This window comes from Janthinobacterium rivuli, assembly GCF_029690045.1.
Lineage (GTDB): Bacteria > Pseudomonadota > Gammaproteobacteria > Burkholderiales > Burkholderiaceae_D > Janthinobacterium > Janthinobacterium rivuli.
The window spans coordinates 3,213,924-3,226,055 of sequence record NZ_CP121464.1; the positions used below are offsets into that span (position 1 = coordinate 3,213,924).

General features: G+C 67.0%; 8 protein-coding genes. 1 reads left to right on the top strand and 7 read right to left on the bottom strand.

Features of this window, described 5'->3' with window-relative positions:
• Window positions 1-28 precede the first annotated feature (28 nt).
• The 7 genes from P9875_RS14615 to P9875_RS14645 all read right to left on the bottom strand — a co-directional run bounded on the left by P9875_RS14615 (window position 29) and on the right by P9875_RS14645 (window position 9,336).
• Window positions 29-3,478: a response regulator gene (locus tag P9875_RS14615; RefSeq protein WP_278315705.1), complete on the bottom strand. Its 3,450-nt coding sequence runs from the start codon at window positions 3,476-3,478 to the stop codon at window positions 29-31.
• A 48-nt stretch (window positions 3,479-3,526) separates the two neighbouring features.
• A complete protein-coding gene (locus P9875_RS14620) occupies window positions 3,527-5,209 on the bottom strand; it encodes a sensor histidine kinase (protein ID WP_278315706.1) in 1,683 nt (560 codons plus the stop codon).
• A 109-nt stretch (window positions 5,210-5,318) separates the two neighbouring features.
• A complete protein-coding gene (locus tag P9875_RS14625) occupies window positions 5,319-5,819 on the bottom strand; it encodes a response regulator (RefSeq protein WP_278315707.1) in 501 nt (166 codons plus the stop codon).
• The gene (locus P9875_RS14630; protein WP_278315708.1) at window positions 5,816-6,178 is read right to left on the bottom strand and encodes an Hpt domain-containing protein; all 363 of its coding nucleotides are present in this window, start codon (window positions 6,176-6,178) and stop codon (window positions 5,816-5,818) included. Before P9875_RS14630 ends, P9875_RS14625 begins: the two co-directional genes overlap by 4 nt.
• A 35-nt stretch (window positions 6,179-6,213) precedes the next feature.
• Window positions 6,214-6,840 carry a response regulator gene (locus tag P9875_RS14635; RefSeq protein ID WP_278315709.1) on the bottom strand — a complete coding sequence of 209 codons (627 nt, stop codon included), beginning with the start codon at window positions 6,838-6,840 and terminating at the stop codon, window positions 6,214-6,216.
• A 128-nt stretch (window positions 6,841-6,968) separates the two neighbouring features.
• On the bottom strand, window positions 6,969-7,607 hold the full coding sequence (locus P9875_RS14640) for a hypothetical protein (protein ID WP_278315710.1): 639 nt from the start codon (window positions 7,605-7,607) through the stop codon (window positions 6,969-6,971).
• Window positions 7,608-7,656: 49 nt separating this feature from the next.
• On the bottom strand, window positions 7,657-9,336 hold the full coding sequence (locus P9875_RS14645; protein ID WP_278315711.1) for a methyl-accepting chemotaxis protein: 1,680 nt from the start codon (window positions 9,334-9,336) through the stop codon (window positions 7,657-7,659).
• Window positions 9,337-9,647: 311 nt separating this feature from the next.
• Here P9875_RS14645 and P9875_RS14650 point away from each other — a divergent pair, with 311 nt between their 5' ends.
• Complete coding sequence (locus tag P9875_RS14650; RefSeq protein WP_278315712.1) at window positions 9,648-12,089, top strand: membrane-bound PQQ-dependent dehydrogenase, glucose/quinate/shikimate family; 2,442 nt, start codon at window positions 9,648-9,650, stop codon at window positions 12,087-12,089.
• Window positions 12,090-12,132 lie beyond the last annotated feature (43 nt).

Sequence of the window (12,132 nt, forward strand, 5' to 3'; positions counted from 1 at the left end):
TGTCCCCCCAGTTTTCATGTTGACAAGTTTACCATTGGCATGCACGGCCATGTTGAGTTTCTGGCATGGCAGCCTGGCTGGCCGGCGTCTGTGCCGTGAAGGCGGCGGCGGCCTCGATGGCGTGCGCCAGCGCCTGTTCCAGTGCATCGAGCGCGGCGGCCGCATCGTCGCCTGCGTGCAGCAGCTGTTCCGCATGCCGGGCCGCATGCAGGGTGGCGGGCAGGGCCAGGCTGCCGGCCACGCCGGCCAGCTGGTGCGCCAGCGCGGCCGCGTCGTCGCGTGCATCGGCCGCCAGCAGCGCGCGCATGGCGCCCACCGTGTTGCTGTAGGTGTCGCCAAAGCGCGACAGGTGCTGGCGGTAGGGCGCTTCATCGAGCCACTGCGCCAGACCTTGCGCCAGGTCGATCGCGGGCGCCGCGCCGTCCGGCGGCACGGGCATCACGCCTTCGGCCACGCCCGGCGGCAGGGCAGGCAAGCCTTGCGCATGGCGCCGGTGCACGCGCGCGACCAGGGCGATGGTCTGCGGCACGTCGAACGGCTTGCTGATGAAATGGTTGACGCCCGCTTCCAGTGCCGCCGTGCGCTGCGTCTGGAAGGCGCCGGCCGTCAGCGCCACCACGGGCAAATCCTGAAACTGCGGCAACTGGCGCAGCGCGCGCGTCGCCTGCAAGCCATCCATGACGGGCATCTGCACGTCCATCAGCACGATGTCGACGTCGTCGGGGTGGGCCAGCAGCCAGTCCAGCGCCTGCCGGCCATCGCAGGCGAACGAGGGCAAGGCGCCCTGGTCGCACAGGATGTGCCTGACCACATCGCGGTTGATCTCGCTGTCGTCGACCACCAGCACGCGCACGCCAGCCAGCTGGCGCTCTTCCAGCGGCACCAGACTGGCGTCCAGGCCGGCGGCCATGGCGCGCTGCTGGCGCGCCTCCATCGTCGCGTTGTACAGGCTCGTAGCGGTCACCGGTTCGTTGAGGATGGCATCGGCGGCATTGGCCGGGTCGGTACGGCGCCGCGCGGGTGACGTCGCCGGCATGCCGCTGGCGGCCAGAATGACGACGGGGCAGTCCTGCGGCGGCAGGTATTCGCGCAGCGCGCGCGCCGCGGCTTCCCCTTCCATGTCGGGCATGCGCGCGGCCAGCAACACCACGCCGGGGCGCGCGTCGTCGGCGCAGGCCAGCGCATAGTCGAGCGCCGCCTGGCCGCCGGACACGGCATGCACGTGCCAGCCCAGGCCGCGCGCCACGGCGGCCACCGCCTCGCGCGTGCCGGCCTTGCCATCGGCCAGCAAGACGCGCAGATCCTGCATGCCCTGCATGTCGGGCGAGGACGGGGCTTGGGTGTGCATCAGTTGCACAGGCACCGTAAAACTGAAGGCGCTGCCCTGGCCCAGGGCGCTTTGCAGGTGCAGGCTGCCGCCCATCAGGCGCACCAGCTGGCGGCAGATGGTCAGGCCCAGGCCCGTGCCGCCGAAGCGGCGCGTGGTCGAGCTGTCGGCCTGGGCGAAGGCGGAAAAGATCGCCTCCTGCACTTCCGGGGCGATGCCGATGCCCGTGTCGCGTACGCAAAAACGCAGCACGGCGGCGTCGCCGTCGCGGCTCTCCAGCGTCGTCAGCAGCTCGACCTTGCCCTGCGGCGTGAATTTGATGGCATTGCTGCCCAGGTTGATCAGCACTTGCTCCAGCCGCAGCGCGTCGCCGAGCACGTGGTCGATGCCGTCGGGCAGCGGTCCGATGCGCACCGCAATCGGCTTGTCATGCGCGGCCACGCCCATGCTGGCGGCGATCTTCTCGATCACCTCGGCCAGGCGGAACGGCGCCTGTTCGATGGTCATGTGGCCCGCCTCGATTTTCGACACGTCCAGCACGTCGTTGATGATGCCCAGCAGGGACTGGCCGGCGGCGCGGATCTTGCGCGTCATCAGCAGTCCGTCTTCATCTAGGCGGCCCCTTTCCAGCAGCCAGGCCATGCCAAGGATGGCGTTCAGCGGCGAGCGGATTTCATGGCTCATGTTGGCGAGGAATTCCGCCTTGCTGCGGTTGGCCGCTTCGGCCCCGTCGCGCGCCAGCAGCATGGCCGCCTCGGCCTGCTTTTGCGCGGAAATATCCTGGGCAAAGATCAGGGTGGCCGGTCCATCCTTGAGCATCACGCGCGTGCTGGTCTTGAGGATGGGCACGGGCCGGCCCTGCTTGTCCACGCCGACGGCTTCAAACATCTGTTCGCTGGCCGAATCGGCCTCGATCAGCGCTTCGTTGCTTGCCAGCGCCACTTGCGAGGCGGCCGTGAGCATGCTGCGCCAGGCCAGGCCGCTCAGGTCATCCTCGGGGGCATAGCCATGCAGGTGGCGGTAGCGGGGATTGGAATACACGAAGCGTCCATGGCGCAGGATGGCGATGGCCACGGGCGCATCTTCGATCAGGGTGCGAAAGCGCGTTTCGCTGTCGGACACGGCTTGCATGGCCTGGCGCTCCCTTTCCTGTTCCACCTGCCAGGCGGCTTGCTGCCGGCGCCGCCGCTGGCTCCAGAACAGCAGGCTGGCGCCGGCCAGCGCCAGCATGGCAAAGCCGAGGATGTAGCTCAGCGCCTGCCGCCGCAGCGGGGCGGCGATGGCCGCTTCTTCGCGGCTCAGGCCGATGATCAGGGCGCGGTCCATGCGCAGCGCGGCGGGCGCGATGGTCGCCATCGCCATGACGCGGGGGGAGGCGGCGCCGGCGCCGGCAATCTCGACGCCGCCCAGCACGCCCGCCTGAAAGCCGCTGTCGCGGAAGCGCCGCAGGAAGCTGCCGGGCAGGTCCACATTGTCGCCGTTCGCGCTTCTGGCCGGATAGTTGAGGAATTGCCGGCCGTCGCCATGCACGACGACGGCCCAGACATCGGCCGCATACATGGCGGTGCGGAACTTGGCCGTGAAGTATTCGGGGGCGAAGGTGGCCACCACGACGCCGGCAAAGCGGCCTTGCCGGTCCTGCACCATGCGCGCCGCCGTGATGACCAGGTCGCGCTTGAAGGACAGGAAAGGCGCCGAGATGTACAGCATGCGCGCATCGGGCGCATCGCGCGCCGTCTGGAAGTAGCCGCGGCGCGAAAAGTCCTGGCCGGCCAGTTCCGGGATGTTGGTGGCGACCGGCTTGCCATTGGCGTCGATGACCAGCATGGTGCGCACGCCCGGCATGGCGTCGACCAGCGCGGCCAGGCGCCGGGGCAGCGCTTGCCCGGCGTCGGGGGCGGCACCGGCGCCAAGGTAGTCGCGGATCACGCCGTCAAGCACCAGGTTGGTCGCCGCCAGGTCGACTTCGATGTTTTTTGCCAGCAGCGCCGTCAGCACGCTGAGCCGCTCGCGTTCGGCCGCGTCATGCCGCGAGACTTCAGACAGGTGCGCGTAGGCGAGGGCGGCGGCCATGATCAGCAGCCCGAGGAGAAAAAACAGCCATTCGATCAATCGTCTGCGCACTGCCGCCGCATCTGGGTGGAGGTTCATGTGGCGATGCTATACCCGATATGCACGAAGAACAACTTTTGCGCGCGACTATGCAGTTGATAGTGTGGTCAATTTGCCGCCCAGCGGCAGGTGCAGGCGGAAGACGGCGCCGCGGCCCGGCGCGGAGGTCACGCCGATGCGCCCGCCCATCAGGGTGACGAGCTGGCGCGCGATGGCCAGGCCCATGCCGGCGCCGCCATGGGCGCGGCTCGGCGAGTCGTCGGCCTGCGAGAAGTTGTCGAAGATGTCGTCCTGCCGCGCCAGCGCGATGCCGATGCCCGTATCGCGCACCTCGATCTGCAGCTCGGCGCCGCTGTGCATGACGTGCACGTCGACCCGTCCCGCGGCCGTGTAGCGGATGGCGTTGTCGAGCAGGATATCGAGCACGCGCACCAGGCGGACGCGGTCGCAATCGATGCCGGGCGGCGTGGCGGGCGCGACTTGCGCGGCCAGCTGCAAGCCCTTGTGCGCGGCGCGCGGCCGGTGCGGCGCCAGCGCCAGTTCCAGCAGCTGGTCCAGGGACGCGGCGCCCGGCGCCAGCCGCACCTGCTCGTGCTCGAGCGCGCTCAATTCCATCGCCGCCTCGACCATGGACAGCAACTGGCGGCCGCAGTCGTGTATCGTTTGCGCGTAGGCGGCTTGTTCCGGCTCGCGCAGCTGTTCCTGCAGCAGCTCGGAGAAACCGAGGATGCCGTTGAGGGGCGTGCGCAGTTCATGCGACATGTTCGACAGGAAGCGCGACTTGGCCTCGCTGGCGGCGATGGCCCTGGCGCGGCTGTCGACCAGGCGGCCGATCAGCAGCACCAGCGCGGCCCACGACAGCACGATCAGCGCGCTCGTGATGGCCGCCATCAGCAAGGCCTGGTCGCGGCGCGAAACGTAGTCGGCCAATATGGTGTCGCGGTCCAGGCCGACCAGCACGTAGAGCGGGTAGCCGGCCAGTTTTTCGAACGCATACAGGCGCAGCGTGCCATCGACGGGACTGCGCTCGGTGAAACTGCCGCGCGCGCCGCCACGCATCAGGGCAAATACCTTGCTGTCGCCGACATCCTGGCCTATGGTGTTGACGGCGCCGACCCGGCGCGCGCGCACCACGCCGTCGCTGCCGACGAGCGCGATGGAGCTGTTCTCGCCCAGGTCGACTTCATCGTACAAGCGCGTAAAGTAATACGGATCCATCGAGACCACCACGACGCCCTTGAAACGGCCATCGGCGTGGTTGATGCGGCGCGTCATCTGGAGCGACCATTTTTTCGACACGCGGCCCAGCACCGGCTTGCTGATATACAGTTCGCCGCTGTCGCGCTGCATGTGTACCCGGATGTGCTCGCGGTCGGCCAGATTGGTCGGCTGGAAGGGGCGGCTCGACAGCACCGTGTCGCCGTGTTCGTCGATGATGCTGAACAGGTTGTACAGGGGGCCTGGATTGAGGCCTTGCCGCAGGTCCGCCACGATGTCGAGGCGGTTGCCCAGCGCTTGGTAGCGGCTGCGCAGGTAGGTGGCCGCCTGGTCCGCCGCCTCGATCGTGCGGATTGCGTGCTCGTCGAAGACGCGCGCCATGCTGCGCGCATCGCGCCCGGCGCCGGCGATGGCGGCGACATAGGCGTGCCGCAGTTGCAGCACGGTGATGTTCCACAGCCCCGCCAGCAGGATGGCCATGAAGAGCGACAGCAGGGTGCGCGCATCCCAGCGCTCCCAGGCCACGGCCTTGCCATCTGTGTGCTGCCGCATGCCGCCTCCGCAGGATAAAGCGTTACGCGTGGATGTCCGGCGTCACCGGCGCGCGTCAATATGAATCAATTATAGCGAATATAATTGATTTTATCGAATAAAATGATTTTTATGTGGGAAGTGTTGTATCGGACGCCGGCCCGGGCGGCTGGCGTGTCAGCCAGCGCTCGACCATGTCGCGCAGCTGGGCGGCCGTGAAGGGTTTGGACAGGTAATCGTCCATGCCGGCCGCCGAGCAGCGCTGCCGGTCATCCCCGGTGACGCCGGCCGTGAGGGCGATGACGGGCAGGCGCGGCGCACCGCTGGCCGCTTCGCGCGCGCGCAGGGCCAGGCACGCCTGATAGCCGTCCATGACGGGCATCATGCAATCCATCAGCACCAGGTCGTACTGCTGCGTGGCCAGCGCCTGCAGGCCCAGCGCGCCGTTTTCCGCCGTGTCGATGCTGTAGCCGCGGCCGGCCAGCTGCAGGCACACGAGCTGGCGGTTCAGCGCCGTATCCTCGACCAGCAGGATGCGCGCGCCCGGTTTCGGGGCGGGTGCGGGTACGGAAGCCGCTTCTTCGTCCGGTTGCGGCGCCATGGCCGCGCCGCGCTCCTGGCCCCCGTTCATGCTTGTACACCCGTGTAGTCAAGCATGCTGCGGCGTACCTCCCGCTCCACTTCTCCGATCAGCGCCGCCGTTTCGGCCAGCCAGCCCGGTGCCGCCACGCCCTGGTGGCGCACCAGCTGCTCGAGTTGCGCCAGGCGCGCCACCAGGGCGCTGGCGCCCAGCAGGGCGACGGTGCCGCGCAAGGTATGGCAGCTGTGCACGATGGCTTGCGCCGCGCCGCCGCGCACGGCCTGCTCGACGCGCGCAAACATGGCCGGCGACGTATCGAGGTAGGTCTGCGACAGGGCGCGGAACATCTCCAGGTCGTGGCCGGTGGCGTGGAACAGCACGGCAGGATCGATGTGGCGATAGGCTGGCATGGCGGCTCCGTGACGAAGGGGGAGGCGGTGGCGACCTATGCGGCCAGGCTGTTGCGCCGGGCATGGCCGGCGCAACAGGCGCGCAGATAGCCGCGCAGTTCGTCGTAATTGACGGGCTTGGCAAAGAACACCACGCCGGGCGGCACGCCGCCCCGTTCTTCCAGTTCCTCAGGCGTCAGGCTCGACAGCATGGCGATGTGCATCTCCGCCAGCAGCGGGTCGGCCAGGATGGTGCGGATCACCTCGTAGCCGTCGATGCCTTCCATGATGATGTCGGCCAGCAGGATGTCGGGCTGGTCGCGGGCGATTTCCATCAGCGCCTGGTAGCCGTTTTCGCAAAAGCGCAAGCTTGCCTGCAAGCCCCATGAACCGATCTGCTTTTCATACAGCGCGCGTTCGATCGGATTGTCTTCGATGACCAGGATCGAGGGCGGGCGGCCCGATGGGGCGGGGCGGTTAGCGCGTGCCGCGCGCTGGTCCTGGCCCGGCTGGCCGGGATTGCCTTTGTACGCTTCGACGGCCGCGAGGGGAATGCGCCGGTGGCCGCCCTTGGTCTTCCAGGCTTCGATGACGCCTGCCTCGACCAGTTGCTGCACCGAAGTGACCGAGATGCCGAGGATTTCGGCAGCCTTTTGGGTAGTGCAAACGTCTGCAGTGTGCATGATGGGCTTTATGGTCGCGGATGTAGTTGAAGGGGATGATACGCAATCGCGCATAAAAAATCAATTTCAACGAATTAGATGAATTCACTAAAAACTTTGCATGTGGCGAGCCGGGGTCTGGCGCGTGCTCATGGCCGGCTTCCGACGCCGCTGCGGTCGTCAGCCAGCGCCGCGCCCGTTTGCAGGGCCGTGACGGCTTGCGACAGCGCATCGAGCGCCATCAGCAATTCCGCATGCAGTCGGCGCAGTGCGCCGATATCGTTGGCAAAGCCCGCATGCACGGCCTGGCGCGCCAGCGCCTGCAAGGGGAGCAGGCCCATGGACTGGCTGCCGTCGAGAATTTCCTGCGCCAGCACTCTTGCCGGGGCGGTCCGCTCGCAGCGCAGCGCATGGGCGATGCCGGCGAGGCGGTCGCGCGTCTCGGCCACGAACAGGGCCAGAATCTCGCCCTGCAGGCGCCGGTCGTAGCCGAACATGGCGTCCAGGCGGGGCGCGTCGAACGGCGGCGTGTCCGGTGCCCTGGGGGCTGGCGGCGGTGCGCTGCCAGCCGCCTTCGCCTGCGGGGCCGCCTTGCGCATTTGCAGCAGCGCATGCAGATCGGACGGCGCGCCGCTGGCGGCCGGCGCGCGGCCGGCCTGGCGCCAGCGCTTGCGGCGCCACAGCAGGGCGGCCAGCAGCAACAGCAAGCCTGCCAGCGCCAGCGCCGGGCGCATCAGCGACAGGTCTTCGCAGCGCAGGAAGGGGTGGATCGAGAGAAAGGCGTTCATGGCAGTGCTCCAGTACGGGCTATGCGGGTGATCCTGCGTGATGGCGGACCTAAAATACTTCCCAGTCGCCTGCATCGGCGGCGGCCGGGGCCGTGTTTCTGGCCTGGCCTGCGGGGCGCGTGGCGACCAGCCTGAGCGTGGCCTTGTGTGGTGCGGGCCGCCGGGCTGAACGCGCCTGGGGCGCCGCGCCGGCTTGCCCCTGCGCCAGCTTGAAGGTGGCCACCACGCCGGCCAGGCTGGCCGCCTGCTCCTGCAGCGATTGCGATGCCGCCGCCGCTTGCTCGACCAGGGCCGCATTCTGCTGCGTGACCTCATCCATCTGCGTGATGGCGCGGTTGATTTCCTCGATGCCCGTGCTTTGCTCCACGCTGCCGGCCGAGATTTCGCTGACGATGTCGGTCACGCTGCGTACCGTTTCAACCACTTCCGTCATGCTCGCGCCGGCCTGCCGGACCAGCTTGCCGCCTTGCTGCACCTGTTGCACGGAGTCGCTGATGAGCACCTTGATTTCCTTCGCGGCCGCCGCGGAACGGTGCGCCAGGTTGCGCACTTCGGTGGCCACGACGGCAAAGCCGCGTCCCTGCTCCCCGGCGCGCGCCGCTTCCACGGCCGCATTCAGGGCCAGGATATTGGTCTGGAAGGCGATGCCGTCGATGACGCCGATGATGTCGGCGATCTTGTTGGACGAGCTGTCGATCGCTTCCATCGTGCGTATGACGTCGCCCATCACCTGGCCGCCCCGCTGCGCCTTGTCCGAGGCGCTGACGGCCATTTGCTGGGCCTGGCGGGCGTTGTCCGCGTTCTGCCGCACGGTGGCCGTCAGTTCTTCCATGGCCGAGGCGGTTTCTTCCAGCGAGCCGGCTTGCTGCTCCGTGCGCGCCGACAGGTCCAGGTTGCCTGCCGCGATCTCGCTTGACGCCGTGCCGATGGTGTCCGTGCCGGAGCGTACTTCGGCCACGATGCGCACCAGGCTCCCGCTCATGTCCGCCAGGGCCGTCATCAGCTGGCCCACCTCGTCGTTCGAGGCGGCGCGGACCTGCACGCTGAGGTCGCCGCCGGCGATGGTGCGGGCCACGCCGATGGCGCCGTCCAGCGAGGCGGCGATGCGCCGCGCCAGCAGCAGGCCCATGCCGGCCACCAGGACCGTCACGGCCAGGGCCAGGCCGATGGCAATCCAGCGCGCGCTGGCAGCGGCGGCGGCCCCGTCGGCCGCACCCCTGGCGGCCAGGGTTTCGTTGTAGCGGTGGTGGGCGGCAAGGGCGTCGACCAGTTCCTTGATGATGGGCTGGCTTGCCATCAGCAAGTCGCGTGCCGCGCCGGGTTCGCCCGCTTTCGACAGGGCCAGCACCTTGTCGCGCAGCGTGTCGTAGCGCAGCAGCACGGCACGCTCGGCGGCCAGCAGCGCGCGGTCCTGTTCATCGGTGATGTCTTCTTTTTCATACTGGTCGAGCGCCTTGCCGACCGCCGCGCGCGCTTCCGTGATACCCGCTTCCAGCTTGACTCGTCCGGCGGCATCCTTGCTGGCCATGTGCTGCCAGACGGCCGTGCGCATCTGCGCGAACGGTACGAACGCCTGGTTCAAGGTCAGCAGGCTGGGAACGGTGTTGACGGTGGCATAGCTGGCCGCCGTGTAGACGCGGTCCATCTGGTAGATGCCAAAGCCCGCCAGGGCGGCCAACCCGAGGATGACGGAAAGGATCAATGCGTACAGGCGTTTAGCGATGGTCATGATGGGCGCCGCTCCAGGGAAAGTGGAAATTCACGGAAATGCTTGGTCTGTCTGTTTTTTATTTTACGATATAAATTTGTTTTATTCGAGAAATTTGTTGTTTATTTATTTTAATCGATGTTTTTCATCAGAATCGCATGCTTGTGACGGGCTGGACGGTCAGCTCGTGTATAAAAAGCCACACGGCAGGCAGCCGATGCTCTGGCGTGTGGCACGCTTTGCCAATTAGTGAAAAAATGGAATTTCCTTGATCGCCATCAAATACGGTGCGCAGGCGCGTGCCGCCGACTGACTCTTGCAAAAGGAGCATCATGACTGCCTCTGCCCGGCCTGGACCCTTGCTTGTCATCACCGCAGTCATCTTCATCTTGCTGGGCCTGGCGCTTGCCGGCGGCGGCGCCTGGCTCGTCAGCCTTGGCGGCTCCTGGTATTACGTCGTGGCCGGCATCGGCATGCTCATCGCGGGCGCGCTCGTGTGGAAGGGGCGGCGCAGCGCCCAGCTGTTTCTCGCCCTGCTGCTGTTCGCCACCCTGATCTGGTCCGTGATCGAAGTGAAATTCGACTGGTGGCAATTGCTGCCGCGCCTCGATATCTGGTTCGCCGCCGCCGTCTGGCTGCTGCTGCCGTTCGTCGACCGCCGCCTCGATCCGCCCTTGACGGCCGGGGCGAAACCGCGCGACGCGGGCAAGAGCGCGCTGACGGCCGCCGTGCTGGTCACCGCCGCCGTGGGCGTGTTCTCCCTGTTCCAGGACTATTACACCCTGCATGGCGAAGTGCCGGCCGAAAACATGGCGGCCACGCCGCAAGGCGATTTTGCGCCCGGCGTGGCGCCCAACGACTGGGCCGCGTATGGCCGCTCCGGCTATGGCGACCGCTACGCGCCGGCCGCGCAGATCACGCCGGCCAACGCTGCGCAGCTGAAACAGGCGTGGGTCTACAACACGGGTGACTTCAAGGGCCCGAACGATCCGGGCGAGATCGCCAACGAAGTCACGCCGCTGAAGGTAAACGGCATGCTGTACCTGTGCACGCCGCATAACATCGTCATCGCGCTCGATCCGGATACGGGCAAGGAAATCTGGCGCCATGATCCGAAGATCAACCGCGACGCATCGAGCTACCAGCACATGATCTGCCGCGGCGTGGCCTACTGGGACGTCAACGCGGGCCGCGCCAAGGGCGACCCGGCACCCGAGGCGGCCGGCATGGAGTGCCCGCGCCGCATCCTCGCGCCCACCATGGATGCCACCCTGATCGCCGTGAATGCCGATACGGGCGAAGCGTGCAAAAGCTTTGGCGAAAACGGCGTGATCGGCCTGTACCACGGCATGGGCATGAAGAAGCGGGGCTTTTTGATGCCGACGTCGCCGCCGGCCGTGGCGCAGAACGTGGTGGTGATGGCCGCCAGCGTCACCGATAACTTTTCCACGGAAGAGCCGTCCGGCGTGATCCGTGGCTATGATCCCGTCACGGGCAAGCTGATGTGGAACTGGGACGCCTCGAACCCCGACGACACGGCCCCGATTGCCGACGGCAAGACGTACACGAACAACTCGCCCAATTCCTGGGGCGTGTCGAGCGTTGATGAAAAGCTGGGCATGGTCTACATTCCGATGGGCAATGAAACACCGGACACGTGGGGCGGCAACCGCAATCCCCATGGCGAAAAATACAATAGCGCCATCGTCGCGCTGGACCTGGCGACCGGTAAAGTACGCTGGGTTTACCAGACCGTGCACCACGATATCTGGGACATGGATATCGGCGGCCAGCCCACCCTGGTCGATATCGACACGCCGAAAGGCAAAGTGCCGTCCGTTGTGGCGACCACCAAGCGGGGCGATATCTACGTGATCGACCGCCGCGATGGCAGCCTGGTCGTGCCGGCGCCGGAAAAACCCGTGCCGACGAATAACCCGGCTCCCGGCGACCGCCTGTCGCCCACGCAGCCATTCTCGGCCCTCACTTTCTTGCCCGAGAAAAACATCAGTGAAACGGATATGTGGGGCACGACGCCGTTCGACCAGCTGGCGTGCCGCATCATCTTCCGCCAGCACCGCTACGAAGGGCCGTTCACGCCGCAAACCGTGGCCGAAGGCAAGATCAAGGGCGCCATCATCTCGCCGGGCCCGCTCGGCATCTTCGAGTGGGGCGGGGCGGCCGTCGATCCCGTGCGTCAATTGTTGCTGGTGAACCCCGACTACATGGGCTTCCTGGAGCGCCTGGTGCCGCGCGCGCAAGCCAATGCGAAGGGCGGCACGGGCTCGGAAATGGGCTTGCAGCCGCAGACGGGTGTGCCGTTTGCCGTGGAAATCAAGCCTTTTCTTTCTCCGCTGGGCTTCCCATGCCAGGCGCCGCCGTGGGGCTATATCGCCGCCGTCGACTTGCGCACGATGAAAAAAGTCTGGATGCACAAGAACGGCACCACGCGCGACAGCGCCCCCGTGCCCATCGCCTTGCCACTGGGCGTGCCCAGCCTGGGCGGCATCAGCACCACGGGCGGCGGCGTGGCCTTCCTCAGCAGCACGCTCGACTACTATATCCGCGGCTACGATGTGCGCAACGGCAAGACCGTGTGGAAAGCCCGCCTGCCGGCCGGCGGCCAGGCTACGCCAATGAGTTACGTGTCAGACAAGACGGGCAAGCAATATGTCGTCGTCATGGCCGGCGGCCACGGTTCGCTGGGGACGAAGATGGGCGATAGCCTGGTGGCGTTTGCCTTGCCGGATGAGGCGGTGGAGAAGAAAAAGTAAAGGGCTTAATGTGCATGCTGCGGGATGCTTGGAGCCCACAGGC

Excerpts from the sequence above, each read along its gene's own strand:
- P9875_RS14615 (WP_278315705.1), bottom strand. The coding sequence starts at position 3,478 with ATGAACCTCCACCCAGATGCGGCGGCAGTGCGCAGACGATTGATCGAA.
- P9875_RS14620 (WP_278315706.1), bottom strand. The coding sequence starts at position 5,209 with ATGCGGCAGCACACAGATGGCAAGGCCGTGGCCTGGGAGCGCTGGGAT.
- P9875_RS14625 (WP_278315707.1), bottom strand. The coding sequence starts at position 5,819 with ATGAACGGGGGCCAGGAGCGCGGCGCGGCCATGGCGCCGCAACCGGAC.
- P9875_RS14630 (WP_278315708.1), bottom strand. The coding sequence starts at position 6,178 with ATGCCAGCCTATCGCCACATCGATCCTGCCGTGCTGTTCCACGCCACC.
- P9875_RS14635 (WP_278315709.1), bottom strand. The coding sequence starts at position 6,840 with ATGCACACTGCAGACGTTTGCACTACCCAAAAGGCTGCCGAAATCCTC.
- P9875_RS14640 (WP_278315710.1), bottom strand. The coding sequence starts at position 7,607 with ATGAACGCCTTTCTCTCGATCCACCCCTTCCTGCGCTGCGAAGACCTG.
- P9875_RS14645 (WP_278315711.1), bottom strand. The coding sequence starts at position 9,336 with ATGACCATCGCTAAACGCCTGTACGCATTGATCCTTTCCGTCATCCTC.
- P9875_RS14650 (WP_278315712.1), top strand. The coding sequence starts at position 9,648 with ATGACTGCCTCTGCCCGGCCTGGACCCTTGCTTGTCATCACCGCAGTC.